A 25,596-nucleotide genomic window follows, 5' to 3' on the forward strand; every position below is an offset into this window, starting at 1 on the left:
CGTGATCCCTACGTAGGAATCGCTTGCGACGAATCGGACGTCAAGCAGGTCGATCAAGGAGGCGACAGTCGCGACCACTTAACCGCCCTCTCGCAGCTCGGATTTCCGAGTGGCGTGCGCGACGCCCGTTGCGCGTGTACAAGTCACAACACGCCTCCGAGATGTCCGCCCGCTTGCCCTGCAACCTTTTCACGGACCCCGAATCTACTGCAGAAAATTACGGTATACCGGCGCGGACGAGATAATCCAGCCCTTCCGAACTCGCGTCACCCGGAACTGATCGCCTGCAGCGGCCGATAGCGCAGTTCGCGATGGCAGCAACATGTTTGAGCGTCAAAGGTGGTACCCAGCCTGTCGCCGCCAAGCGTACGCGGGCCTCCATGCGCATCCAGAGATCGAGTGAATACTTTCACGAGGTTGGCGCGTTGCCCATAAGATATATATATATATATATATGGCTAGATGCTGGGCATGACGGGGTGACCGCGGTATCAGTAGATTCCAACTCAGGCTAGTACAGCGCGACAACGAACTCTCAGAGGCGAGCGGCCACCTTAAGCGATGACGCCTTCCATCTTGAGCTCGCCGAACGTGACATCGTCAACCCCGATCTCGCGCAGGATGGCGTCGGTGTGTTCGGCGAATTGCGGCGCCCGCTTCGACGGAACAGTCGCAACGTCGAACTGAACCGGATTCGCCACCAGCTTGCGCCGAACACCCTGCGCGTCAACGACTTCGATGATCCCACCGTTGGCGACCAGGTCCTCGTCGTTGGCGAGGTCCCAGCTGTCCTGCCACACCGTCCACGCGCCACTACATCCGTTGAGCCGTCGCTCGCATTCGTCGAGGGGATACCGGCCGATCAACTCCGCGACGATCCGACATGCGGAGTGGATATTCTCGGCGATACCGTCGATTGTCGCAAAGCGCTTGTCCGCGGCGGCTTCCGGGCTGCCCATGCACATGCAGAACTCCGACCAATAGGACAACGGGTCGAGCATTGTCAACTGAATGAACCGGCCGTCGCGCGTGCGGTAGCTCGCGACCAGCGGATTGCCTGCCATGGGCGTGTCGAGTTCCACCTTTGGCAGGTGCCCGCCGCTCATCAGCGCCATGTTGACATCGAACTGCGTCGCCCATGCCCCGACGCCCAGCAGTGACACATCGATCACCGACGGTTGTCCGGACATGCGACGCCGGTAGAGCGCGGCGGCCACGCCGCCCGCGATAGCCAGCCCGCCGATGTTGTCGCCATACGCACCGCACGGCATATAGGTCGGCCGATCGGCGAGGCACGGCGTCGCCCCGTCTGCACTTCCTCCCCTCGCCCAAAATGCGGTGGAGTCATAACCCGGCCGGTCCCTGCCAGGACCACGACCGCCGAATCCACTACCCACCACGTAGATGATGTCGGGATTGATGCTCCGAACATCATCGACATCGATACGCAACTTGGACCGGACAACAGGCAGGTGGTTGGTGAGGACGACGTCGCTGCGCCGGAGCAGCGCCTCCAAGATTGGCCGCGCCAACGGGGATGTCAGACCCAGCCCGATACTCCGCTTACCTCGATTGGGTGCCTCGATGTGGGGTGAGAACTGGCTCGATTGCTCTGACGACTCGCCGTGCGACGCCATGAAAAGCTGACGCTGGGCATCGCCCGTCAGCGGATTCTCCACCTTGATGACGTCAGCACCCCAGTCGGCGAGTATGGCACCTGCCGACGGCACGAAGGTGAACTGCGCTATTTCCAGGACTCGTACGCCCGTCAGGGGTTTATCCATATCGACACCCTCTTGATCTCGATCAACTGGTCGCAGATGTGTAGCGACGTCATGTCGTCTGCTGCGAAGTCAAAGCCCGAGGTCACGCCCGATCAGGTCCTTCATGATCTCGGTCGTCCCCCCGAGGATGGTCTGGATGCGTACGTCCGCGTAGTCGTTGGTCACCCGGTACTCCCTCATGTAGCCGTAGCCGCCGTGAAGCTGCACGCAGCCGTCGACGACCTTCTTCGCAACTTCCGTGCACCACCACTTGGCCTTTGCCGCCTCGACCGCCGATAGGTCGCCCTCGACGACGGCGGCCAAGCATCGGTCGATGTACTGCTCGGAGACTTCGAGTTCGGTATCCATCTCGGCCAGCAAGAATCTGTTGTGCTGGAAGCTGCCGATGGACTGACCGAACGCTTTGCGATCCTTCGCATATTGCAGCGTCTGACGCCAGGTCTCGCGGGCGCCGGCAATCGCGGAGATAGCAATCGACAGTCGCTCAGAGGGAAGGTTGTGCATCAGATGGTAGAACCCGCGGCCTTCTTCGCCCAAGACATTCGCCACGGGCACCCGAACGTTCTCAAAATGCAACTCGGCAGTGTCGTGTGTGTGCAGACCGAGCTTGTCGAGCTTGCGACCGCGGATGAAGCCCGGCATGTCACGCTCCACCACAAGGAGCGAGAACCCCCGGTGGCCGGCAGAGGGATCGGTTCGCGTCACGACGACGACGAGATCTGCGTTGATTCCCGAGGAGATGAAGGTCTTCGACCCGTTCAGGACCCATTCGTCGCCCTCCCGCACCGCGGTGGTGCGGATCCCGGCAAGGTCGCTACCCGCACCCGGCTCGGTCATCGCAATCGCGACGATGGTTTGTCCGCTAACGATTCCCGGCAGCCAACGGCGCTTCTGCTCATCAGTCGCCAAAGACTTGAAATACGGGCCGACAACGTCGTTTTGAAGCGTGAGAGCGGGGACGCGGGTTCCGAACTTCGACAGCTCCTCGTTGATCACCGCGTTGAAGCGGAAGTCGTCGCTGCCGCCACCGCCATACTCCTCAGGCATATTGAAGCCGATCAGACCGTATTTGCCGGCGGCGATGAACGCTGATCGGTCAACGATGCGCCGCATCTCCCATTCGTCGGCGTAAGGCGCGACCTCACGTTCGATGAAGTTCTTAGTCGTCGCACGGAGTTGCTCGTGCTCGGCACTGAAAATGAGACGTCTCATCCGATATCCTCTGCGCTTCGTCAGCGGTCCGTCATGCGGCTGTCGCGTATTTCGTCGGCATGCCCGCCGGCCAGATTTTTGGTTTCTAAACAGATTAGACTAGCGAGTCGAATTTGCCTACGTCCCTGTTCCCTCTTATTCGGCTTCTCGCGATCACAAACCACGCCGACGTGCGGCATGCGATGCTCGTGCCTCTCCGCCAACGTCTCGACGGGTGCGTCGACCGATGATGACGTGCCGAGTTGGAAGGTGGGGCCAGCGTCGCAACTGCGCGGCCGGGCCCGCTCTGCGGGCCAGGATCGTGGCGGCGTGCGCCGACGGTGGCAGCAACGTCGAGGCCGCCGATCACTTGGAGTTGGATCGGAACACGTTTTCCAAGTCGCGCAACCGTTTCGCCGCCAAGCGCCTGGCCTACCAGAGCGCACTGGCCGTCGCTCGACCGATGGTGCTGTTCCTCAAACGCCCAGGTGGACAGTCGCAGGACCGAGCTCGCCTTCGCTTGGCACAATTGCATCATCGACGGATTGCATCGTAGGCATCGATCACCTCACCAATAACCAGATAATTATTTAGTTATATAGAACAACGCCATCCTGTCGCTTATATGATGGGCCCCAGAGGCGCGTACAGGGATGGAGATGGCGATGACGGACTTCGTCGAAGGAACGGCCCAAATACGGACGGACCGCGACAGGTTGGATGAGGACGACCACGACCTGCTGACGTTCGTGGAGGCCGGTGAACGGCTACGAATCGAAATTGCCTCCGTCCAATGCCAGCTTGAACAATGCCGGCGGCTCGGCACTCCGCAAGAGGTTGATTCGGCGCAGAGGCGTCTGGATGCGTTACGCGCAGCCGCTCAACGCAACTCCGCGCAACCCATCAACGACGAGAACTTCGAGAAATTCTTCGGCTACCCGGGTAAGGCGCGGCGGAATGCGTCCGCTGGCGATGAACAGGTGTCTCGGGACATCATTTACATGTGGGGCCTGTTGGTGGGGCTGTTTCCGGGTTTTACTCCGCGTGGTTGGTAGTCGCGGGTGGGATCGAGTGTGAGTTTGCGGATCAGTTGGCCGGTGTCGCGTGCCAGGACGCGGATGTCGAGGTCGTTGATGAGAACGATGACGTGGGTGCCGCGTAGGTGTTTGGACAGTCCGATGTGGTGGAGGCGGCTGCTGTAGCGCACGGTGATGGCGCCGGCGGCGTCGATGGTGTCGTGGCGGACGCGGAAGTGCGGCGGGATGTGGTAGCCGGTGGGGAAGGCTTTGGGTCGGCCGGCGAAGGCCTGGCGTGGGGTGTTGCGGCGTAGGGCTCGGTGGGGTCGGGTGGTGTTGTAGTAGTCGACGAATTCGTTGAGGTGGCTTTGTAATTCGGCGATGGTTGCTGCTGGGGGCAGGGCGGTGAGCCGCTTTTTGAGTGTTTGGTGGAAGCGTTCGACCTTGCCGCAGGTTTGTGGGTGGTAGGGCCGGGAGTTGATGTCCAATTCGCCGAGCAGGATTTGCAGTGCGGTGCGTCCGCCGCGGCGCGGTGTGGCGGTGAAGACCGCACCGTTGTCGGTGAGCAGGGCTGCGGGGGTGCCCCAGGTGGTGAAAGCGTGGGTGAAGGCGTGCACGACGTCGGGGCCGAAGCGGTGGTGCTGGAGTTGCGGCGGTCACGGCCATATTGGTGGCCGCTCGCTCAGTCTCGTCTGCGCGTCGTCGGTGAGGTGCGGCGCGAATTCCGCGCCGTACGCGCGGGTCGCCGCGTTCGACGCGGTTGGCCAGCTCGGCATGCCACGCCGCATACAGCCCACACACGTACCACCGCGTGCGCGGACGGTTCCCGAGAGCCGTTGGGGGCCCCCATATTACGCGTCTCAGCACGGCGCTCGCACCATCGCGCGTTGGCCGCTCGGCGCGACAGAAATCGTCTTCTGCGACCCCCGTTGCGGCAGTCCGGTCTTGATCGCCTTGAGCAGCCGCATGATCGCGGTGTCACACTGCCTGATCTCGGCGGATAACTTGATGCGCGTCTTCGTGTAGCGCGTTCGCGGATACTTGACGGCGCTGGCGGCCAGCTCGGCGTCGACGTCGGCCAGCACCTTGCGGGCTGCCTCACAATGCTCACCGGGCATGATGGTGTCCTATCGCTGAGGTTTCGCTGATGCGTGCGGGCAGGGGAAAGACCAGTCTTGGCCGCGCGTCCTGGCTCCGCGGGCCATCACAGCCGCTTAGCACTCCATCCCACAGCCGCCAGACAAATTGCCAAATAGGGTTAACGTTTATCCTTCGCCGTACCGGAGGTGCAGCTGGGCCTATAACACCAGCTCAGAGGATCCATGCGACGAACTTGAACCGTGGCTGGCCTACCCATTGGCAAATCGAAATTCGGCCAAATGTATATTTGGCCGTACATCGCCAGTAGGCCTTCATCGCCCCAGGAGATCGACGACGTTGCAGGAATCATTGCCATTAGAGGGAACCACCGTGGTCAGCGTTGAGCAGGCCGTCGCCGCGCCATTCGCGACCCGGCAACTGGCGGACCTGGGTGCCCGGGTGATCAAGATCGAGCGGCCCGACGGCGGCGACTTCGCTCGCCACTATGACAAGACGGTGTTGGGCCAATCCAGCTACTTCGTGTGGCTCAACCGGTCCAAGGAGTCCCTTACTATCGACCTCAAATGCGCAGCGGGCCGGGCAATCTTGGAAGCGCTGTTGTCCAAAGCCGATGTGCTGGTGCACAATCTGGGCCCAGGGGCCGCAGGGCGGATCGATCTGGATGCCGACGCGGTGGCCCAACGTCACCCGAACATAATCGTCTGCAGCATTTCGGGTTATGGCGCCGTCGGCCAGGACGCCCAGCGAAAAGCCTACGACCTGCTGGTGCAGGGCGAGTCTGGCCTGCTGTCGCTGACCGGCACGCCGTCATCACCGGCCAAAGTAGGCATTTCCATCGCCGACATCGCCGCCGGAATGTACGCCTTCAGCGGCATCCTGACGGCGTTGCTGCGCCGCGCGAAAACCGGCCAGGCCGGCCCGGTCGAGGTGTCGTTGTTTGACGCCATGGCCGAATGGATGGGTGCGCCAATGTATTACAGCCACTACAGCGGCCGTCAACCGGCCCGCTTTGGCGCCCAGCACGCCACGATCGCCCCATACGGCCCCTATGAAACCGCCGACGGCTCCATACTGCTGGCGGTTCAAAACGAACGCGAATGGGCCAGCTTCTGTCGAATCGTGTTGGCGCTGCCCCAACTAGCGCACGATGAACGCTTCGCGAGCAACTCCGCCAGGGTGGCCCACCGCGACGAGTGCAATGCCATCATCGCCGGCCGATTGTCCAAGCTGAAGACCATCGATGCCCTCGCCCTGCTGGACGAAGCAGCCGTCGCCACCGCATCGATAAACTCGATCGCGGACCTCATCGCGCACCGATCCCTGGCCCAACGGCACCGTTGGGGTGAGGCGGGCACCCCCAACGGCCCGATACACGCACTGTTGCCGCCTGCGACCTTGCCCGGTGTCCCGGTGGTGCTGGGACCCGTGCCAAGCCTAGGCCAGCACACCGATTCAGTCCTCGCCGAATTGGGTTACACCAGTGAACAAATCGTCGACCTGCGCACTTCGCGCACCGTATAAACCCTCGCAAAGAAAGAACCACCATGGCGTCTTTAACCGAAGAAGAGGAACTGCTCATCAAGACCGTGCGGCGCTTCGTCGACCGCGACGTCAAGCCGGTCGTCACCGAACTCGAGCACGCGAACACCTATCCGGAAAAACTTATTGAACAGATGAAGCGGATCGGCATCTATGGTCTCTCCATACCCGAACAATACGGTGGCGCCGAGGTCTCGATGCCCTGCTACGTGCACGTCACCGAAGAACTCGCCCGAGGCTGGATGAGCCTGGCCGGTGCGATGGGCGGGCACACCGTCGTGGCTAAGCTGCTGTTGGATTTCGGCACCGAGGAGCAGAAACAAACGTATTTGCCGCACATGGCAACTGGCGAATTGCGCGCCACCATGGCCCTCACCGAACCCGGCGGTGGGTCCGACCTGCAAGCCATGACGACGACCGCATCACTGCTCGGCGACAACTATGTCATCAATGGAGCCAAGACATGGATCAGCAACGCTCGCCGTGCCGGCCTCATCGCCCTGCTGTGCAAAACAGATCCCCAAGCAAAGCCCCCTCACACGGGCATGTCAATTCTCCTTGTGCAGCACGGGCCCGGCCTCGAAGTCTCCCGCGACCTACCAAAGCTCGGCTACAAAGGCGTCGAGAGCTGTGAGTTGCGCTTCACCGACTACCGGGCCAGCACAGACGCCGTTCTCGGCGGCGCCACCGGCAAAGGGTTCAGTCAAATGATGAAAGGCCTGGAGACGGGCCGCATCCAGGTCGCCGCACGAGCGCTGGGAGTCGGACGCGCGGCTCTTGAGGACGCGCTGGCATACGCCCAAGTGCGCGAGAGCTTCGATAAACCCATCTGGAAACACCAGGCCGTGGGTAACATGCTGGCTGACATGGCCACCAAACTTGCCGCCGCGCGCCAACTCACCTTGCTGGCTGCTGAACGCTTCAACAGCAACCAGCGCTGCGACATGGAAGCGGGAATGGCAAAACTGTTCGCCTCCGAAGCCGCCATGCAGATCGCCTTGGACGCCGTGCGCATCCACGGCGGCTATGGGTATTCCACGGAGTATCCAGTCGAACGCTATTTCCGCGACGCCCCGCTGATGATCGTAGGAGAGGGCACCAACGAGATCCAGCGCAACGTCATTGCCACACAACTCATCGAGCGCGGCGTCGATGCCATCTGATGGATCGACCGCAATCCCGGCAAGCGGCTAATACCCACGAGACGATGACACTCAGCCGATCAGACAGCGGACCGGCGTACCGGCAAGTCGCGCGTGACCTGCGCGCCCAGATCACCTCCGGCCGCTACTCAAACGGCGAGCAATTACCTACAGAATCCGAGCTCTCGCAGTCTTACGGATTGAGCAGGCAAACAATTCGACATGCCTTTTCCGAATTGGTTGCCGAGGGCCTGGTCTACCGAGTCCCTGGCAGAGGCACGTTCGCCGCAGAGGGAAGGGCCGGCCGCTACCTGCGCCAACTGGGTTCAATTGAAGACCTGATGTGTCTGTCCCTAGACACCACCATGCGGGTCGTCAGCCCACTGCAGCGCCGCATCGACATCGAAGCCGCGGGCCGACTGCGCCTCGAATCCGACGCCCAGTACACGATCGTGTTTATACGACTGCACGACGACGTCCCCTTCGTCGTGACAACTGTTCACCTCACTCCCCAGTGCGCCAAACTTCTAGCAGATGTCCCCGAACTGAAAGCCGGCGCTGTCAGCACCGCCACCGTGATCGGATTGCTCGATCCCCGCCTCGACCGGCCTATTGCCCAAGCGGCGCAGTCCATTACCGTGGCGCTGGCTCCTGACCAGGTCGCAGCCGAACTGCGCTGCCCCCTCAGCCATCCCGTCTTGCGGGTGGACCGGCTTTACTCCAACGACCTCGGTGAACCCGTCGAATTATCGATTAGCTATTTTTTGCCCGAGCACTACACCTACCGCGTGACACTACGGCGAGATTCTGTATCGCTGGCAGGTTCGCACACACCCCGCCAACTCCACCACGACGGCACCTAACGACTGGCCTGTTGTAGTAGCGGTAGGTCCGCCGGGAATCCGGCGGCAAGCTCCGCACCTGAGATGTCCGCATGGGCCGGCCTACCACTTCGCGCCGCCCTCTGCCCAATCTCAGGGCCGTCACGATTTCAAACATGCCGCACCCCGCCAGCGTTGCCGATCGGACTCAGACCTCCAGCCGACACAGTGGTCCTTTGAGCGCCGATCCGCACCTGCGGCAAGCAGGCCACAAGCACTGGCCCTAAACAGATAAATATATACACTGTACGGGTTGACTTGAATCTCCGTGGAGGTGACCCTTGGATCCCAGTCCGGACGACGAGGTCAGCTATGAGGTTGAATTCGGGGTCTCCTGGACCAGTTGCCCACTGAGTCCTCAAATCATAGAGTCTCCGAATTATGGCCAGACAAACCGCGATCGGCGGCAGCACGCCGAACACGGTGATGCGCTGAAAGCGATGCGACCGTCGCGGCGAAACATCACGATCGTGCCCTAGCCAGAATCTGGCAGTTGCGCAACTCGGCCGCACACTACCAACCGCCACCCGCGTAGTCGCCCCTGTCATCGGCGAGCGTACTTGCGCAAATGCCTTCGCGTCACGACACTGCCCACGCGCCCCATCACCTGACCTGACCTGACAGAGGCCAACACGTTGGACACGATCCCGATTCGACGCAGCGCCCGATGGCCCAAAAAGGGCCCGCCGCTACCAAATCAGTAAAGAGTGTACTATAAGTGTCACGCCAGTAGCGCTCGCTATTCACACCGCGTACTCGCTCCGCAGCGCAAGAGTCACATCTCACAGAGGAGGACGTGGCCAAAATGAGCCACTTCGACTACATCATCGTCGGTGCCGGTTCGGCGGGATGCGTCCTGGCGAATCGGCTGTCTGCAGATCCCGCTAACCGAGTGCTGCTTGTCGAGGCCGGCCCGCGCGACCGCAGCCCATTGGTGCGGATTCCGAAGGGTTTTGGCAAGCTCGTGGGTCATCCGACGCTTGCCTGGCACTATCCCGTCCGGCCGATCGGCCCGTCCCATCTAGTCGAGCAATGGACGCGCGGCCGCATGCTTGGCGGATCGAGTGCTATCAACGGCATGGTGTACAACCGGGGAGCCGCAGCCGACTATGACACGCTGGTGAATCTCGGCAACCCTGGCTGGGGATGGAACGACATTCTGCCCATCTATCTACAGATGGAAAACCACGGGCTCGGTGCAGCCCCCGCCAGGGGTGTCGGCGGCCCACTCGATGTGTCCATCGACGAACACCTCCCCGCCATCTGTGCCGAATTCATCAGCTCGGCCGCGGGATTGGGGATGACGGTCACCGACGATCTCAACGCCGACGACTCGTGCCGGGTCGGGCCGGCGACTCGGACCATCAAGAACGGACGCCGGATCAGTTCTGCGTGGGCGTTTCTGCGCCCCGCCCGCAAACGCCCCAATCTGACGATCTCGGTGAATACACAAGTCACCGGAGTGGTGTTCGAGGGCGATAAGGCGACTGGCGTCACTGCCGTCAACAAAAGCATGCCGGTCACATTCACTGCCGATCGCGAGGTCATCCTGTGCCTTGGCAGCCTGGCGACGCCAAGGCTGCTGCAGCTGTCCGGGATCGGTGATTCCGCCGAACTGCGACGCCTCAAGATCGACACCATTGTCGACAGCCCCAACGTCGGGCGCCGGATGCGAGAACACCGTTGTTGCGCGGTTCAATACCGGCTCAAGCGCGACGTCGGATACAACCGGAAGTTGGCAACACCGCTGGCACAAGCGCTCAGTGGCATCGAGTATCTCGCCACCCACAAGGGGCCGATGTCTACCTCGGCATACGACGTGCTGGGCTTCTTCAAGACGTCCCCCGATAAAGACCGTCCGGACGCTCAACTGCTCATGGCACCTTTCTCCGCCAAACCGCTCGAGCCCGGACAAGACGTCGGTGTGGAGCGCCAACCGGGCCTACAAGCGATCGGGTTCATCTCTCGGCCCGACAGCGAAGGCTCAGTGACGATCACATCCCGCGATCCCAATGCGCCGATGGACATCGACCCCAACTTCTATGCGACTCGACACGATCGGGACACGATCACGGGCCTGTTCCGCACACTGCGTACCATCTTCGAGCAGTCGCCCATCGCCGACGAGATCGTTGAGGAAACGCGGCCCGGACCTGAAGTGATTTCCGATCAGGAGATCATCGACGCCTCGCTCGATCAGGGCTATTGCGGCTACCACGCCGTAGGCACCTGCGCCATGGGCCCCGCCGACGATGATGTCGTCGACGCGACACTGCGGGTGCGTGGAGTCGACGGTCTGCGCGTCATGGACTGCTCCGTCATGCCGACAATGGTGTCGGGCAATCTGAACGGGCCGGTGATGGCGATGGCCTGGCGGGCTGCAGACCTCATCCTCGCCGACCGCTGAAGCGGCCGGTATCGGAGGAGGCGCTCGCCAAACCCGTCAGCAGCCGCCATCAATCTCCGCCGGAACACTTCGCTCGGCGCGGCGGCTCGCTGCTTGATCCCATTCGGGATACTGATCGTCTCCCAAGTCGGCAGCGACCCGATGCCGCTGGACAGGGCAACGCGCGCCCACTCGGGCGCACACAGACCCGGCTACGTGGCGCGGGCCCCGCACCACCAACGCCGCAAGCTGGCCGACGAGTCGGCAACCGCTAGCCGGGCAAACTAGCCGCCCGGGTTGCGCCGCAAGATCGGTGCCCCGGCCCGTCGAGAGGCACTGCTGGGCCGTTGTTCACAGCCTCCGGCCACCCACGGTGTGCGAGACCAGGCGCCGGCGGCTGAATCGCCTCTTGTTCGGCATCGGCACGAGATCGTCGTCGCAAACCACGCCCCCAAACATCGCACACGCGGCGAGGGTCGACCCCAGGGGCGGTGCACGAGCGCATCGCAATGCGTTATATGGTTTAGATGATATGGGCCACCATGAGTTTTGGAACGCGCCCAGCGACATCGCGCATGGCTTCACCGACACAAGGAGTTCGCATTGACCCAGCCAGTTTTCAGCGGCGCATCGGCCATCGTGACCGGTGGTGCGGGCGGGCTGGGGGAGGCCACCGTTCGACGGCTTCACGCCGACGGTCTCAAGGTTGTCATCGCCGACCTAGCCGACGACAAAGGCCGCAAGCTCGCCGACGAGCTTGGTGAGGGGGCAGTCTTCGTCAACACCGACGTCGCCAACGACGACAGCGTCGCTGGCGCCATCGCTAGGGCCAGCGAACTCGACACGCTCAGGTACGCCGTCATCGCCCACGGCGGCTTCGGTGGTCGCCCCGAGCGGATTGTGGGCCGCGACGGGACACCAGCGGATTTCGAAGCATTTCGCAAGACAATCGACCTCTACCTCGGCGGCACATACAACGTCACTCGGCTGGTCGGATCCGCGATCTCTCAAGCCGAGCCGAACAGCAATGGCGAACGCGGCGCGATCGTCATGACCGCCTCCATCGCCGGCTACGAGGGCCAGATCGGTCAGAGCGCCTACGCCGCCGCCAAGGCCGGCGTCATCGGTCTTACCCTCGCGTTCGCGCGCGACCTCAGCTCCGCGGGCATCCGCGTGAACACCGTAGCGCCAGGCACCATTCTCACACCGATGATGGCGTCGGTCGGCGACGAGGCACTCGCCCGGTTCGCAGCCACCGTGCCATTCCCCAAGCGCCTCGGGCAACCCAACGAGTACGCGCACGCCGCGTCATTTCTGCTGGCAAACACCTACGTCAACGGCGAAGTGCTTCGTCTTGACGGTGCGCAGCGTTTCCAACCCAAATAGGCGGCCCGCCTGTCAGATCACCATGGCGAGGACCCTCATCGTCCTCAACTCGCGGCCACCACTGGCCGGTTGAAACGCAACCCTTGGACTGCAACCCGCACCCCATCGACAATGCACAGCGATCAGGCCTGGGTGGCCGCCCACCGCGGCGCACTGCGAGTGACGCTGCAACCGAGAGCCGGTGCGGCCGAGTCGATTGCGTGCAGTTGCCGTCGTCTGACTTGACTGCCTCCCCGTCGAGGCTGCGTCGACCGACCGTGACCCTGCGACCCGCAGGTCAGGCAGAAACGCCCAGCGCAGACTCGAATCCTGCGGGGACGATGATGTGTTCGCGGTTGACCTCCTGGACCCTGCTGCAGCTCAGCCCCATCAGCGTCGAATCGATGCCCATGCGTAGCAGATCCAGCACGTTCTCCACTCCGGCCTGGCCGTTGGCCGCCAGGCCCCACAGGTAGGCGCGCCCGATCATCACCGCGCGCGCACCCAAGGCGAGTGCTTTGACCACATCACTACCTCGGCGCACGCCGCCGTCGAGAAGGACTTCGACCTCGTGGCCTACCGCGTCTGCGACAGGACCCAGAGCGCGGATCGTCGCCGGCGTTCCGTCGAGGTTGTTCCCACCGTGGTTGGACACCGAGATGGCAGAGGCGCCGATGTCGACAGCCCGCCTGGCGTCGTCGATACGGGTGATTCCCTTGACCATGAACGGTCCATCCCACTGCTCGCGTAGCCATCGAAGGTCATCCCACGTGGGCGGCGGGGTGTTCATCCACTGACCGTAGGCTTCGAAGAAGGTTGGCGCGGGGGCGTTTTTGCCATTGATGTTCGGGACAGTCAGATCCGGGATGGTGACCTTTCCCCCGCGCACCCAGCGCAACGCGTATCGCGGCCGCACCGCAATCTCGGGTGCGAGCTTCATCAGTGCCCTCAGATTGACCCGCTCGGGTATTTCGGGGCTGCCCCAGTCGCGGCCGACGTTGAAAACCCAGTCGGTGGTGACGATCAATCCTGTTGCGCCGGCTTGCTTGGCGCGCACGGCCCTGGCCAGAATCTCATCGCGCGATCCCACCCAATAGAGTTGGAAGAGCGTCTTGTCGTTGGCCGCAACCACCTCCTCGATCGGCTTGGACGCGAAGCTTGAGAGCCCCATGGCGATCCCGCGCGCAGCGGCGGCGCGGGCCACCGCGACCTCGCCGTCGGGATCGACAGCCTGAACTCCGGTGGGGGAGATCAACACCGGCATGGAAAGGTGTTGATCCAATACCGTCGTGGTTAGATCGCGTTGGGCCTGAACACCGATCACGTGTGGTGCGAATCCGAGTTCGGCGAAGGCTTTTTCGTTGTCATTGACAGTAACGCCAGCCTGGGTTCCGGCGATCAAGGCGGAGTATACCGAGCGCGGCAGTCTGCGTTTCGCGCGGCGCTGAGCTTCGCCGACGGTTTCGAACCATGGATTTGCCATGACTAGAGGTCCTTCTTTGCGGTGGGGTTTGAGATCAGATCTTGGTGGCGCCGTTGTCGACGGTGATCTGCCCGCCGGTCATCGTCCGTGACTCGTCGCTGGCCAGAAATACCACGACATTGGCGATGTCGTCGGGCTCGGAGATTGCCGGATCGAACCAGTACTGTGCCATCGCGGCGGCGTAGGAAGGGTTGTCGGAGAAGATTTTCTGCATTTCGGTCCCGTGTTGACCCATGGCCGTGTTCACTGCCCACGGGTGCACGGTGTTGACCCGAATCCGGTATGGGGCGAGTTCGATGGCGGCAGACTTGGCCAGGCCAACAACCCCGTGTTTGGCGGCGCTGTAGTGGGCCTGCCCCGGTAGGGACTTGATTCCGGCGACCGAGCTGGTGGCGATGATCGATCCACCGTTACCGGCTTCTATCATCGCCGGCGCGGCTGCGCGCAACGTGTTGTAGACCCCGGTCAGATTGATATCGATCATGTCTTGCCACCTTTGTGGGCTCATCTCCCAAAACCGGCCCCAACTAACGATCCCTGCGTTGGCCACGACAATGTCCAATCGCCCGAGTTCTGCAACACCCTCGCGCACAAGGCTTTCCAACGCGGCAAGGTCCCGTACGTCGGCAACCGAATGAACAACCCGCTGACCGGTCTTCTCCACCAGCCGAGCGGTTTCGGCGAGGTCTTCGACAGTGGCTGGCGGGTAGTCGGTCTCGGTGGCCCGGGCGCACACGTCGGTGATGATCACATCGGCGCCCTCCTGGGCGAGCTTGACCGCCTCGGCTCGACCCTGCCCGCGCGCCGCGCCTGTAACGAGAGCGACCTTGCCGACTACCCGGTTCATGGGTGCCTCCTCCTGTTGTCATCTGATGCCTGACGCCTCGACGCCAGGGTTCTTGCATCCGGCCGCGTTGCAGGTCCGCATCCACCAACCGCAGCGACTTCACATTACGCCACCTTGGCAGAAAGTGTCATGATGGCGTAATGTGTGTATCATCACTGCATGATGGAGTTGGGTGACTTACGGCATCGCCGACGACAGGCCACCGAATTAGAGATCTCGACAGTCGCTTTGGCGTTGTTCGCCGCCAACGGCTTCGACAACACCACCGTCGAAGCCGTCGCCGCCGCCGCGGGCGTGTCCGTGCGCACCTTCCATCGGTACTTCCGCACCAAAGCTGACGCGATCGCGCCCATCCTGGACACCATGTGGAGGACCTGCATTCAAGCGTTCGCAGACACCGATCCAGACGCCCCGCTGGTCGAGAACCTCATCGCCGCCTTCGCGCAAGCGGCAGAGGGCGAGTACTCCGAGCGGTATCGCGAGTTTCTCGTCACACTGCCCAACTCACCCGAACTCGAGCCGACCTGGCTGCGTATCCACGCCGACTCTCAACGCGCGTTGCGGCCATTGCTGGCCGCGCGCCTGGGACTTCAGCCAGACTCGCCCACCGCTGATTTCCTGTCATCAGTGGTGATCAGCGCATTCCGGGTTGCGCTGCAGGCGCATCACGACGACTCGAAGATCTCCGAATATATCCTCGCTCGCCAATTCCTATCGGCCTTGCACCCCTACCTGTAAGAGGATCTGGCCGACGGTGACCAGCACGCCAACAGTGCAGCTGTGCGATCTAAGCTGCGGTGGTGAAGTGCGCACGCCCAAGCAGTCGACGCGCGGGCGGGGCAGGCCACCGCCCCTCTCAACCTGAAGTAACAGAAACGCCCCTCTTTCCATGTTCCCCACAGCGTGCCGGGCATGCCGATGGTGTGGATGCTTTGACGCTGCGCGAGATCGGCGACGACCTCAGGCGCTAGCGGATCAGCCGGGCCAGCGCCGCGCGGGGCGGACATCGCCCCATCAGAGGCCGCTACGCACCGCCACACCGTCGCGCGCAACACCGCCGGATCGGGGCCGAACACTCGCTTCGACAATCGATTTCGGGTCATCAAACCGCCATCACCAACACTGCCGATCTGGACACGACGGCATGATGAGACGGATCGTCCGTGTGCCAACATCATTGACGCCGCGACATCACCCGATGACGAAGCCAGCGTCGACGGGCATGGCAGCACCGGTGATGAAACGCCCCGACTCATCGCACAGATACACCATGGCCTCGCTGATGCCCATGGTTCCACAATGCCGACGGGGAGCAGATTCCGCATCGTGTCACCGAACTGGGGATGGCGTGGCCGCGTACTCGGCCTACTGTTCGTTGACGACCATGGGTGTATTGACAGCGCGTTTGCGTAATACCGCATGACGCCGACGGTGCCATGCCATGCTTGGCGGCGGCGTAGCCAGCACCACCATGGCTTATCGTGCTGAACCTGACACCCGCCACCTTCAGCCCGGCGGCCGAGCTCGTGATCACAACGGCTCCGCCATCACCTGACCCAGCATGGTAGGCAGCGCCGCTTCGATGGTCTGGTACACACCGGTGAGCATGACGTCGATGGCATCACGAAATGCCGAGAGTTGTTGTGCCGGTTCGCCGATACTGGGCATGATCCCGGCATTGGCCAAGACGAAGTCCAGCCGTCCCAATTCATCAACTCCCCGATCGACCAGTGCCGTCAAATGATCCCAATCGCGAACGTCGGCCTGTCCGGCCACGATCCGGCGCCCGGTCTTCTCGACCAGCCGGTAGTCTCGTCCAGATCCTCAGGGGTGGCCATCGGATAGACGACACTGGGCAGTTGCGCGCACACGTCAAGTGCGATGATGTCCGCGCCTTCTTCGGCGAAACGCACTGCGTGCGAACGCCCTTGCCCACGTGCCGCCCCCGTGATGAAGGCCACCTTTACCCTCGAAACGCTTGGTCATGTCCTCGCATCCCTTTTGTTGGGCCTGTAGATGGGTGGGGCCGACCGCCCGCATGCTTGTGCGCCGATGGACCCGGTCGGCCTGACAGACGCTGCGCTCTCTCACCCGTCACAAGCCTCAGAACCAGAACGAGTTGGCCGCGCGGTTGTTGTTCGAAGCGCCCGAGGGTAGACCTACCGGCATGGCAACTCCTGTCAGCGCCCGCCCGCAACAGGTTTACAGAGAACTCAATTTAGGATGAGATTAATGCCATCGCTCACCCCATTCATAGGGATAACCTGTGCGCTTGCGATCGCCACTGGGTTGATGGTGGCGACCCGCCGCGCCCGGCTCACGCCGCGCTTGCGATCGCCACTGGGTTGACGGGGCCCCCGACCACCCGCCACGATGGCTCCATGCGGTATGTCGTTACCGGCGGTACCGGGTTTATTGGTCGCCGCGTCGTGGATCGTCTGCTGGAGACCAGGGCCGACGCGCAGGTGTGGGTGCTGGTGCGCCGGCAGTCGCTGGGCCGCTTCGAGCGGCTGGCGGCCGAATGGGGCGAGCGGGCCAAACCGCTGGTCGCCGGGCTACCGGAGCTGGACCTGACCGACCAGACCCTCGCCGAGCTGGGCCCGGTCGACCACGTCGTGCACTGCGCCGCCGTCTACGACATCACCGCCGGCGAGGCCGAGCAGAAGGCCGTCAACGTCGAAGGGACCCTCGCCGTCATCGAGCTGGCGCGGCGCCTGGGCGCGACGCTGCATCACGTGTCCTCGATCGCGGTGGCGGGCGACTTCCCCGGCGAGTACACCGAGGACGACTTCGACGTCGGCCAGCAGCTGCCGACCCCGTACCACCGGACCAAGTTCGAGGCCGAACAGCTGGTGCGCTCGACGCCCGGGCTGCGTTACCGGATCTACCGCCCGGCGGTGGTGGTGGGCGACTCGCGCACCGGCGAGATGGACAAGGTCGACGGGCCGTACTACTTCTTCGGCGTCTTGTCGGCGCTGGCCGGCCTGCCGAAGCTGACGCCCATCCTGCTGCCCGACACCGGCCGCACCAACATCGTGCCGGTCGATTACGTCGCCGACGCGCTCGTCGCGCTCATGCACACCGAGGGGCGCGACGGTCAGGCGTTCCACCTCACCGCGCCCAAAACCGTTGGCCTGCGCGGGATTTACCGCGGCGTCGCCAAGGCGGCCGGCCTGCCCCCGGCCCGCGGGTCGCTGCCCGGCTCGGTGGCCGCCCCGCTGCTGAAGGCGCGCGGGCGCGCCCGGGTGCTGCGCAACATGGCGGCCACCCAGCTGGGGATCCCGGCCGAGGTCTTCGACCTCGTCGACCTCAAGCCCACCTTCGTCAGCGACAAAACCCGGGAAGCCCTGGCGGGCACCGGGATCGAGGTTCCGGAGTTCGCCGGCTACGCGCCACAGCTGTGGCGGTACTGGGCCGAGCACCTCGACCCCGACCGCGCCCGCCGTAACGATCCGCTGCGCGGCCGGCACGTGATCATCACCGGCGCATCCAGCGGGATCGGCCGGGCGGCGGCGATCGCGGTCGCGGAGCGCGGCGCGACGGTCTTCGCGCTGGCCCGCAGCGCCGACGCGCTGGATCAACTGGTCGCCGAGATCCGCGCGGGCGGCGGCGACGCGCACGCGTTCACCTGCGACGTCACCGATTCCACCTCGGTCGAGCACACCATCAAGGACATCCTGGGCCGCTTCGACCACGTCGACTACCTGGTGAACAACGCCGGGCGGTCCATCCGCCGCTCGGTGGTCAACTCGACCGATCGGTTGCACGACTACGAACGGGTGATGGCGGTCAACTACTTCGGCGCGGTGCGGATGGTGCTGGCGCTGCTGCCGCACTGGCGCGAACGCCGTTTCGGCCACGTGGTCAACGTCTCCAGCGCCGGCGTGCAGGCCCGCAACCCGAAGTACAGCTCGTACCTGCCCACCAAGGCGGCGCTGGACGCGTTCGCCGACGTGGTCGGGTCCGAGACGCTGTCCGACCACGTCACGTTCACCAACATCCATATGCCGCTGGTTCGTACGCCGATGATCGCGCCGTCGCACCGGCTCAACCCGGTGCCCGCGATCAGCCCGGAGCACGCGGCCGCGATGGTGGTCCGCGGCCTGGTCGAGAAGCCCGCGCGCATCGACACCCCGCTGGGCACGCTCGCCGAAGTCGGCCACTACTTCGCGCCGCGGACGTCGCGGCGCATCCTGCACCAGCTCTACCTGGGATACCCCGACTCGGCCGCCGCACGCGGCCTGCCCACCGAACCGCCCGCGGCCACCCCGGCGCGGCGCAAGCCGAGGCGGCCGGTCCGCGCGGTCACCGGCGGCATCCGGACACCGCGGGGAGTCAAGCGGCTGGTGCGGTTGGTGCCCGGCGTGCATTGGTAGGCAGGACCGCGTTTGAGTCCCGCCCCCGGGCGCGGGGACAATGGTCGGCATGCACCTCGAGGTCCACGTCGTCCCCGTATCGGACGTTGACCGCGCGAGACAGTTCTACGACAGCCTGGGGTGGCGCTTTGACGGCGACACCACGCCAGGACATGGCGTCCGCGTCGTCCAGTTCACGCCGCCGGGCTCGTCCTGCTCGGTCACGTTCGGCGACGGAATCACCCCGTCGGCGCCCGGCTCGGCCCAGGCGGTGCTGACCGTCTCCGACATCGAAGCGGCCCACGACGACCTCCTCCGCCGCGGCGTCGGCGCGAGCGACATGTGGCACGGCGTGCCGTTCCCGGCCGAAGCACGGCTGCCCGGGCCCGATCCCGAGCACACCAGTTACCAGTCGTACTTCTCCTTCGCCGATCCCGACGGCAACACGTGGCTGGTCCAAGAGGTCACGACGCGGCTGCCCGGCCGAGACTGACACGGCAGCACAACGTTTCGGGCCCACCCGATTGCGGTATTCCGGCGCGATGACCCGGATTCTTTCCCAGACGCGGGCGGACGCCGACCCGGTGGCCGCGGCGACCCGGCTGGTCGCCACGACGGGCGCGGCGGTGATGAGCGCGTTCGACGTGACGCGGAGCCTGGGCGTCGGACGCGAGGAGTGGACCCGGTTCGCCCGGCACTGGCAGGACCTGGTCCCCGACCCGTACGCGGCGGAGCTGGGGGTCCAACGGCAACGCCGATACGGCCAGTACTCCGTTCAGGACGGGCTGCTGCGCCCGATGCCCAGGACCACGTTCGCGCAGCCGGAGGACTCCAATCCCCTCTACATCGGCAGGGACCGCGACTTTGAGCCGCTGACCGACGCGTTCGCCCGGGATCGGTTGCTGCACAAGCTGATCGGGTTGTTGGCCCGGGTGGCGGCGGTGCTTGACGACGTGGCCGACTGGAACGTCAAGGTGCATCCGTTCCGGATCCGGTCGTCGACCGACGAGGGCGCCCAGCCCACGCCCGAGGGCATGCACCGCGACGGCGTCACCCTGGTCAGCTCGCTGCTGGTCGGGCGGCGCAACGCCATCGGCGGCGAGAGCACGGTGTGCGACCTGGACGGGCGTCAGTTGCTGGTGACGACGCTGGCCGAGCCGGGCACGCTGATGCTGGGCGACGACCGCCGCACCCTGCACGGAGTCTCCCCGATCCGGCCGATCGACGGCTCGGGCCCCGCGCAGCGCGACGTCCTGGTCATCACGTTCGCCTCGGCGTGGCAGTAAGGGTCGGGTGCACTGGTAGTCACTTCTGCAGCGTGAACTGATTGACGTCGATGTATCCGACCCGAAATGCGTCGGCGCAACCGGTCAGGTACTTCATGTACCGCTCGTAGACTTCCTCGGACTGCACCGCGATCGCCTCGTCCTTGTGGGCTTGCAGCGCGGCGGCCCAGAGGTCGAGGGTCTTCGCGTAGTGCGGCTGCAGCGACTGCACGCGGGTCACCGTGAAGCCGTTCGCGGTCGCGCGCTCCTGGACCATCTGGATCGACGGTAGCCGCCCACCCGGAAAGATCTCGGTCACAATGAATTTGATGAATCGGGCGAACGTGAACGAGATGGGCATGCCGCGTTCCGCCATCTCCGTCGGGTGCAGCCCGGTGATGGTGTGCAGCAGCATGACCCCGTCGACAGGCAGCAGGTCGTGCGCCAGGGTGAAGAACGCGTCGTAGCGCTCGTGCCCGAAGTGCTCGAAGGCGCCGATGCTGACGATCCGGTCGACGGGCTCGTCGAACTGCTCCCAGCCCTGCAGCAGGACACGGGCCGAACGCGGGCTCTCGGACTGGGCGATCAGTCGCTCGACGTGCTCGGCCTGGTTGCGGCTCAGGGTGAGGCCGATGACGTTCACGTCGTACTTTTCCAGCGCGCGCATCATGGTGGCGCCCCAACCGCAGCCGACGTCGAGCAACGTCATGCCCGGCTGCAGCCCAAGTTTGCCCAGGGCGAGATCGATCTTGGCGATCTGCGCTTCTTCCAGCGTCATGTCGTCGCGCTCGAAGTAGGCGCAGCTGTAGGTCTGCGTCGGGTCGAGGAATAGCCGGAAGAAGTCGTCCGACAAGTCGTAGTGCGCCTGCACATCGTCGAAGTGCGGCGTTAGATCATTCCCCTCGGGGGGCTCCGACGTCGTTGGCATCGTGTCAGCCTAGTCGCCGAAATGAGTATGTTGGACCCAATGAACGCTCCCGTCTTCGTCGACGTCGACACCGGCGTCGATGATGCGCTGGCGCTGATGTATCTGTTCGCCAGCCCGGACGCGGATGTGGTCGGCATCGCCTCCACCGGGGGAAACGTTGCGGTGCAACAGGTTTGCGAGAACAACCTGGGCCTGCTGCAGCTGTGCGGCGTCACCGGCGTCCCGGTCTCCAAGGGCTCCGGCGAGACCCTGACCGGTCCGATGCGCCTGCCGTCGAAGGTGCACGGCCCCAGGGGTTTGGGCTACGCCGACCTGCCGCCCACCGATGGGCGGCTCACGAGTCACGACTCGGCAACCGCCTGGGTGCGCGCCGCCCATGCCTTCCCCGGCGAGCTCGTCGGCGTGGCGACCGGCCCGCTGACCAATCTGGCGCTGGCGCTGCGCGCCGAGCCGGCGCTGCCGACGCTGCTGCGCCGGCTGGTCGTCATGGGCGGTTCCTACGATCACCGGGGCAACACCACCGCGGTGGCCGAATGGAACATCAGCGTGGACCCCGAGGCCGCGGCCGAGGTGCTGGCCGCCTGGGACCCCGAAGTCGTTGGGCAAGAGCGCCTTCCGGTGCTGTGCGGCCTGGATCTGACCCGCAAGGTGGCGATGACGCCGGACCACCTGGCCAGGCTGGCGGCCACCGCCGGATCGAGCGCGACGCCGATGAGCGCGGACGACCAGCCCGGCACCCGCTCGACGGCGTCCAACCGGTTGATCCGGGTGATCGAGGACGCGATGCGGTTCTACCTGGAGGCCTACCACGAGATCGGCCACGGATACCAGGCGCATCTGCACGATCCGCTGGCCGCCGCCGTGGCGCTGGACCCGGGGCTCGTCGCCACCCGTCCTGCGACGGTGGACATCGAGCTGACGGGGACCCTGACCCGCGCCATGACGGTCACCGACTGGTCGGGCCGGCGGGAGCCCAACGCGCTGATCGGCGTCGACGTGGACGCGGCGGCCTTCTTCGACCGGTTCATCGACCGGGTTGGGTCCTTCGCGCGCGGGCTATCCACATCGCATGAAGGTTCGGTTCATTGAAGTCCTGCGCGCGGGCTGGGGCGCCGTGCTGCTGGCCGCCCCGTCCGAGGTGCTGGATCACATCCACGGGGTGGAAGTCGACCGCAAGGCGCTCGTCGTCACCCGCATCTTGGGCGCCCGCCATCTCGGCCAGGCGTTGCTCTCAGGCGTCAACCCCGGCCCGGAGGTGCTGGCGGCGGGCGTCTGGGTCGACGCGGTGCACTCGGCCACCGCGCTCGGCTTGGCCGCGGTCGACCGACGCCGGGCGCGCGGCGGGGTGACCGACGCGGCCGTTGCGGCGTCGTGGGCCGGCCTGGGCTGGCGCCACCTGCGCACCGGCAAGGCCAGGTCCGACGGCGTCCGCAGGCGCGACCGGTTGGCCCGCACAGTCGTGGGCGCGCTGCCCGGCGGCGCCGGGCTGATGGCCCGGGCGGAGGCGGTGCGCGCGGCGCGACCCTAGGCGACCGATCGTTTAGCCCTCGAGGCGTCGGGTACTGCACGGTCATGGCCTTCGCCGACTACCAAACCGAGCTGTACGACCAATCGCTGCACGGCAATCAGCCGCAGTACCCGATCCGATTCGATGAGCTGGAGGAAAAGGCGGCGGCGGCGATGCCCCCGAAAGTGCTCGAATATGTCGCGGGCGGCGCCGGCGACGAGCACACCCAGCGCGCGAACTGCGAGGCCTTCAAGCGGTGGGGCCTGTATCCGCGCATGGGGATCGCCCCCGAGCAGCGCGACATGTCCATCGAGTTGTTCGGGATGAGGTATCCGTCTCCGATTTTCATGGCGCCCATCGGCGTCATCGGGGTGTGCGACCCGGACGGCCACGGGGACATCGCCTGCGCACGGGCCTCGGTCCGCACGGGCGTCCCGTTCTTCGTGGGGACCCTGACGGCCGACCCGATGGAGGATCTCGCCGAGGAGCTGGGCGATACCCCGGCGTTCTTCCAGCTGTACACGCCGCCCGACCGGAAGATGGCGACCAGCCTGGTGCACCGCGCGGAGGCGGCCGGCTTCAAGGGCATCGCCGTCACGCTGGATACCTGGGTCACCGGCTGGCGGCCCCGCGACCTGAGTGGAGGAAACTACCCGCAGGTGCCCAGCGGGTGCCTGGCCAACTACACCAGCGATCCGGTCTTTCGCGCCGGCTTGAGCCGGGGCGAGGACGCCACCGAGGCCGCGGTGCGCAAGCTGCCGATCTTCGGCGGGCCGTTCCGATGGGAGGACCTGGAGTGGCTGCGGTCGGAGACCGACCTGCCGCTGATGGTCAAGGGCATCTGTCACCCCGACGACGTTCGGCGCGCGAAAGACATTGGCGTGGATGGTATTTACTGCTCCAACCATGGGGGCCGGCAGGCCAACGGCGGCCTGCCCACCCTCGATTGCCTGCCCGGGGTGCTCGAGGCGGCCGAGGGCATGCCGGTGCTGTTCGACTCGGGGGTGCGCACCGGCGCCGACGTCATCAAGGCCCTGGCGATGGGGGCGACCGCGGTGGGCATCGGACGGCCCTACGCCTACGGCCTGGCCCTCGGCGGGGTCGACGGCATCGTGCACGTGCTGCGCTCGCTGCTGGCCGAGGCGGACCTGATCATGGCCGTCGACGGGTATCCCTCGATCATGGACCTGACGCCGGACGCGTTGCGGCCCACCGGATAAGCGCCGCTACTCGTAGCTGCCCTCGAGGTACCAGCGTCGCTGGCGGTAGCACAGCAGGAACGCCCGCTCGCCCTCCAGCAGGACCTGCGCGCGGGCGGTGCGACCACCCCCTTGACCGCCCCCAGGCCGGTCATCCCACCACCGTTCGTCGACCGGCCACGGCCCGGCCCACCAGTCCAGCCGCTCGTCCCGACCGCGCACCGTCAGCCGCACCGGGTCGGCGGAGAACAGCCCCCGGTTCGTCACCTGCACCGGATTCCCTTGGGCATCAAGCATTTCCACCGGATCGTCGAGCAACACCGCCGGTGATGGCTCGGGCAGCCGGCCGGGCCACGGCAGCCCCGGGTCGGCCCGTGGGAGGAGTTCGTCGCCCAGCGGGGTCAACGTGATGCGTTCGGCCGGCCCGCGCCCGCCGGACAGCACCGGCACCCGCACCGCCTCCGGGCCGAGCAGGCCCTGCACCCGCACCAGGGCCCGGCGGGCCCGCAACCGGTCCTCTTCACCCAAACCACCCCACAGCGGCAACTGCAGCGCCTCGGCCGACACCACCTCCACCGCCCGCAGCCGCAACCGCGTCACGGCCGCCGTCGGGCGCGGGTTGCGTGCGGTCCGGCTGCTCAACCAGCCGTCCAATTGCCAGCGCACCCGGTCGGCGGTGGCGTCCTCGGTCAACGGCTCGGCGCACCGCCACACCCGGTCCAGTTCTTCGCCGTTGGCGGTGACGGCGTGGATGGCCAGCCGGGTGCAGCCCACCCCGGCGGCCATCAGCGTCCGATGCAGCGCGCCGGCCAGCGAGCGCCCGGCGAAGGCCGCGGCGTCGACCCGGTCGATCGGCGGGTCGCAGTCCAGCACTGCCTCCAGCTCCTCGGGCGGCTCCCGCCCGGACGGTCCCCGCTCGGGTTCGCCGCGGGCCATCCGGTGCGCGGTCACCCCGTCGGCGCCGAACCTGGACGCCACGTCGGCGGCCGGCAACGCGGCGAATTGACCGACGGTGCGAATCCCCAACCGCCACAACAGGTCCGTCAGCTCTTCGCGCCCGGGACCGCACAGGCTGGGCTCGGTGGCGAGTTGGCGGATCGACAGCACCGACAGAAACTTCGCGTCACCGCCCGGCGGGATCACCCGGCCCGCCCGCGCGGCGAAGACCGCGGTGGACAACCGGTCGGCGATCCCGACCTGGCACTCGGCGCCGGACGCGGCCACCGCGTCGATCAGCCGCTCGGCGGCGCCGGCCTCGGAGCCGAAATAACGGGCCGCCCCGCGCACCGGCAGCACCAGGAGCCCGGGCCGCAGCACCTCGGCGCGCGGCACCAGGTCGTCTACCGCCGCGATGACCGCTTCGAAGAAGCGGGCGTCACGGTCCGCGTCGGCGGCGCTGACGTGCAGCTGCGGGCACCGGGCCGCGGCCTCCCGGCGCCGCAGGGCCCGCCGCACCCCCGCCGCGCGGGCGGCCGCCGAGCAGGCGATCACCCGGTTGGCCAGCGTGACCGCCACCGGAGCCGTCGCGGGCAGACCCGCGGCGGCCGCCGCCGCGACCGCGGGCCAGTCCATGCACCAGATGGCCAACACCCGGGATGCCACTTTGA

The 25,596-nt window shown here is 65.4% G+C and carries 21 protein-coding genes and 1 pseudogene; 13 read left to right on the forward strand and 9 right to left on the reverse strand.

What is annotated here, in order from left to right:
• Positions 1-554 precede the first annotated feature (554 nt).
• Positions 555-1,784, reverse strand: coding sequence for a CaiB/BaiF CoA-transferase family protein (locus tag A9X04_RS27920; protein ID WP_067928010.1), 1,230 nt, complete (start codon positions 1,782-1,784; stop codon positions 555-557).
• 69 nt (positions 1,785-1,853) lie between these two features.
• Positions 1,854-2,996: an acyl-CoA dehydrogenase family protein gene (locus tag A9X04_RS27925; protein ID WP_067928013.1), complete on the reverse strand. Its 1,143-nt coding sequence runs from the start codon at positions 2,994-2,996 to the stop codon at positions 1,854-1,856.
• A gap of 644 nt (positions 2,997-3,640) precedes the next feature.
• On the opposite strand from A9X04_RS27925, the gene A9X04_RS27935 reads away from it, so the two are divergent.
• The gene (locus A9X04_RS27935; RefSeq protein WP_231984392.1) at positions 3,641-4,030 is read left to right on the forward strand and encodes an acyl-CoA synthetase; all 390 of its coding nucleotides are present in this window, start codon (positions 3,641-3,643) and stop codon (positions 4,028-4,030) included.
• On the opposite strand, the gene A9X04_RS27940 is transcribed toward A9X04_RS27935, so the two are convergent.
• Both A9X04_RS27940 and A9X04_RS27945 read right to left on the reverse strand, forming a co-directional pair.
• The gene (locus A9X04_RS27940; protein ID WP_369829030.1) at positions 3,973-4,608 is read right to left on the reverse strand and encodes an integrase core domain-containing protein; all 636 of its coding nucleotides are present in this window, start codon (positions 4,606-4,608) and stop codon (positions 3,973-3,975) included. The two genes, A9X04_RS27935 and A9X04_RS27940, sit on opposite strands and share 58 nt — an antisense overlap.
• A gap of 243 nt (positions 4,609-4,851) precedes the next feature.
• On the reverse strand, positions 4,852-5,109 hold the full coding sequence (locus A9X04_RS27945) for a hypothetical protein (RefSeq protein ID WP_067928021.1): 258 nt from the start codon (positions 5,107-5,109) through the stop codon (positions 4,852-4,854).
• A 331-nt stretch (positions 5,110-5,440) separates the two neighbouring features.
• Here A9X04_RS27945 and A9X04_RS27950 point away from each other — a divergent pair, with 331 nt between their 5' ends.
• From A9X04_RS27950 to A9X04_RS27970, 5 genes are all read left to right on the forward strand, one after another.
• A complete protein-coding gene (locus tag A9X04_RS27950; protein WP_197509465.1) occupies positions 5,441-6,613 on the forward strand; it encodes a CaiB/BaiF CoA-transferase family protein in 1,173 nt (390 codons plus the stop codon).
• 23 nt (positions 6,614-6,636) lie between these two features.
• Complete coding sequence (locus A9X04_RS27955; protein ID WP_067928027.1) at positions 6,637-7,794, forward strand: acyl-CoA dehydrogenase family protein; 1,158 nt, start codon at positions 6,637-6,639, stop codon at positions 7,792-7,794.
• 44 nt (positions 7,795-7,838) lie between these two features.
• Positions 7,839-8,636, forward strand: coding sequence for a GntR family transcriptional regulator (locus A9X04_RS27960; protein ID WP_067928134.1), 798 nt, complete (start codon positions 7,839-7,841; stop codon positions 8,634-8,636).
• An 823-nt stretch (positions 8,637-9,459) separates the two neighbouring features.
• On the forward strand, positions 9,460-11,061 hold the full coding sequence (locus tag A9X04_RS27965; protein WP_067928136.1) for a GMC family oxidoreductase: 1,602 nt from the start codon (positions 9,460-9,462) through the stop codon (positions 11,059-11,061).
• A gap of 582 nt (positions 11,062-11,643) precedes the next feature.
• On the forward strand, positions 11,644-12,426 hold the full coding sequence (locus A9X04_RS27970; RefSeq protein WP_067928030.1) for an SDR family oxidoreductase: 783 nt from the start codon (positions 11,644-11,646) through the stop codon (positions 12,424-12,426).
• Between the two features lie 277 nt (positions 12,427-12,703).
• On the opposite strand, the gene mftD is transcribed toward A9X04_RS27970, so the two are convergent.
• A complete protein-coding gene (gene mftD, locus A9X04_RS27975) occupies positions 12,704-13,888 on the reverse strand; it encodes a pre-mycofactocin synthase MftD (protein ID WP_067928032.1) in 1,185 nt (394 codons plus the stop codon).
• Between the two features lie 34 nt (positions 13,889-13,922).
• On the reverse strand, positions 13,923-14,735 hold the full coding sequence (locus A9X04_RS27980; RefSeq protein WP_067928035.1) for a mycofactocin-coupled SDR family oxidoreductase: 813 nt from the start codon (positions 14,733-14,735) through the stop codon (positions 13,923-13,925).
• Between the two features lie 159 nt (positions 14,736-14,894).
• Here A9X04_RS27980 and A9X04_RS27985 point away from each other — a divergent pair, with 159 nt between their 5' ends.
• Positions 14,895-15,473, forward strand: coding sequence for a TetR family transcriptional regulator (locus A9X04_RS27985; protein WP_082962961.1), 579 nt, complete (start codon positions 14,895-14,897; stop codon positions 15,471-15,473).
• Positions 15,474-15,926: 453 nt separating this feature from the next.
• Here the strand turns inward: A9X04_RS27985 and A9X04_RS27990 are convergent.
• Positions 15,927-16,721: pseudogene (locus A9X04_RS27990) on the reverse strand (mycofactocin-coupled SDR family oxidoreductase).
• A gap of 395 nt (positions 16,722-17,116) precedes the next feature.
• Between A9X04_RS27990 and A9X04_RS27995 the strand changes: the two are divergent.
• The 3 genes from A9X04_RS27995 to A9X04_RS28005 are packed head-to-tail and all read left to right on the forward strand — an operon-like array spanning position 17,117 to position 20,376.
• Entirely contained in the window at positions 17,117-19,111 is a 1,995-nt protein-coding gene (locus A9X04_RS27995; protein ID WP_067928040.1) for an SDR family oxidoreductase, read from the forward strand.
• 49 nt (positions 19,112-19,160) lie between these two features.
• The gene (locus tag A9X04_RS28000) at positions 19,161-19,583 is read left to right on the forward strand and encodes a VOC family protein (RefSeq protein WP_197509461.1); all 423 of its coding nucleotides are present in this window, start codon (positions 19,161-19,163) and stop codon (positions 19,581-19,583) included.
• A 49-nt stretch (positions 19,584-19,632) separates the two neighbouring features.
• Entirely contained in the window at positions 19,633-20,376 is a 744-nt protein-coding gene (locus A9X04_RS28005) for a 2OG-Fe dioxygenase family protein (RefSeq protein WP_067928047.1), read from the forward strand.
• A gap of 19 nt (positions 20,377-20,395) precedes the next feature.
• Here the strand turns inward: A9X04_RS28005 and cmaA1 are convergent, their stop codons facing one another.
• Positions 20,396-21,283, reverse strand: a complete 888-nt coding sequence (gene cmaA1, locus A9X04_RS28010) for a cyclopropane mycolic acid synthase CmaA1 (protein WP_067928050.1) — start codon at positions 21,281-21,283, stop codon at positions 20,396-20,398.
• Between the two features lie 39 nt (positions 21,284-21,322).
• Between cmaA1 and A9X04_RS28015 the strand changes: the two genes are divergently transcribed.
• Genes A9X04_RS28015 through A9X04_RS28025 form a run of 3 tightly spaced genes read left to right on the forward strand, consistent with a single transcriptional unit; the run spans position 21,323 to position 24,010 of the window.
• Complete coding sequence (locus A9X04_RS28015) at positions 21,323-22,372, forward strand: nucleoside hydrolase (protein ID WP_067928053.1); 1,050 nt, start codon at positions 21,323-21,325, stop codon at positions 22,370-22,372.
• Complete coding sequence (locus A9X04_RS28020) at positions 22,353-22,811, forward strand: hypothetical protein (RefSeq protein WP_067928055.1); 459 nt, start codon at positions 22,353-22,355, stop codon at positions 22,809-22,811. Before A9X04_RS28015 ends, A9X04_RS28020 begins: the two co-directional genes overlap by 20 nt.
• A 44-nt stretch (positions 22,812-22,855) precedes the next feature.
• Positions 22,856-24,010: an alpha-hydroxy-acid oxidizing protein gene (locus A9X04_RS28025; RefSeq protein WP_067928058.1), complete on the forward strand. Its 1,155-nt coding sequence runs from the start codon at positions 22,856-22,858 to the stop codon at positions 24,008-24,010.
• Positions 24,011-24,016: 6 nt separating this feature from the next.
• Here A9X04_RS28025 and A9X04_RS28030 read toward each other — a convergent pair whose 3' ends face one another.
• The gene (locus A9X04_RS28030) at positions 24,017-25,561 is read right to left on the reverse strand and encodes a DNA polymerase Y family protein (RefSeq protein ID WP_067928061.1); all 1,545 of its coding nucleotides are present in this window, start codon (positions 25,559-25,561) and stop codon (positions 24,017-24,019) included.
• Positions 25,562-25,596 lie beyond the last annotated feature (35 nt).

This window comes from Mycobacterium sp. E3247 (assembly GCF_001667785.1).
Lineage (GTDB): Bacteria > Actinomycetota > Actinomycetes > Mycobacteriales > Mycobacteriaceae > Mycobacterium.

Coding starts and splice junctions, on each gene's coding strand:
- A9X04_RS27920 (WP_067928010.1), bottom strand. CDS start 1,784: ATGGATAAACCCCTGACGGGCGTACGAGTCCTGGAAATAGCGCAGTTC.
- A9X04_RS27925 (WP_067928013.1), bottom strand. CDS start 2,996: ATGAGACGTCTCATTTTCAGTGCCGAGCACGAGCAACTCCGTGCGACG.
- A9X04_RS27935 (WP_231984392.1), top strand. CDS start 3,641: ATGACGGACTTCGTCGAAGGAACGGCCCAAATACGGACGGACCGCGAC.
- A9X04_RS27945 (WP_067928021.1), bottom strand. CDS start 5,109: ATGCCCGGTGAGCATTGTGAGGCAGCCCGCAAGGTGCTGGCCGACGTC.
- A9X04_RS27955 (WP_067928027.1), top strand. CDS start 6,637: ATGGCGTCTTTAACCGAAGAAGAGGAACTGCTCATCAAGACCGTGCGG.
- A9X04_RS27960 (WP_067928134.1), top strand. CDS start 7,839: ATGACACTCAGCCGATCAGACAGCGGACCGGCGTACCGGCAAGTCGCG.
- A9X04_RS27965 (WP_067928136.1), top strand. CDS start 9,460: ATGAGCCACTTCGACTACATCATCGTCGGTGCCGGTTCGGCGGGATGC.
- mftD (WP_067928032.1), bottom strand. CDS start 13,888: ATGGCAAATCCATGGTTCGAAACCGTCGGCGAAGCTCAGCGCCGCGCG.
- A9X04_RS27980 (WP_067928035.1), bottom strand. CDS start 14,735: ATGAACCGGGTAGTCGGCAAGGTCGCTCTCGTTACAGGCGCGGCGCGC.
- A9X04_RS27985 (WP_082962961.1), top strand. CDS start 14,895: ATGATGGAGTTGGGTGACTTACGGCATCGCCGACGACAGGCCACCGAA.
- A9X04_RS27995 (WP_067928040.1), top strand. CDS start 17,117: ATGCGGTATGTCGTTACCGGCGGTACCGGGTTTATTGGTCGCCGCGTC.
- A9X04_RS28000 (WP_197509461.1), top strand. CDS start 19,161: ATGCACCTCGAGGTCCACGTCGTCCCCGTATCGGACGTTGACCGCGCG.
- A9X04_RS28005 (WP_067928047.1), top strand. CDS start 19,633: ATGACCCGGATTCTTTCCCAGACGCGGGCGGACGCCGACCCGGTGGCC.
- cmaA1 (WP_067928050.1), bottom strand. CDS start 21,283: ATGCCAACGACGTCGGAGCCCCCCGAGGGGAATGATCTAACGCCGCAC.
- A9X04_RS28015 (WP_067928053.1), top strand. CDS start 21,323: ATGAACGCTCCCGTCTTCGTCGACGTCGACACCGGCGTCGATGATGCG.
- A9X04_RS28020 (WP_067928055.1), top strand. CDS start 22,353: ATGAAGGTTCGGTTCATTGAAGTCCTGCGCGCGGGCTGGGGCGCCGTG.
- A9X04_RS28025 (WP_067928058.1), top strand. CDS start 22,856: ATGGCCTTCGCCGACTACCAAACCGAGCTGTACGACCAATCGCTGCAC.
- A9X04_RS28030 (WP_067928061.1), bottom strand. CDS start 25,561: ATGGACTGGCCCGCGGTCGCGGCGGCGGCCGCCGCGGGTCTGCCCGCG.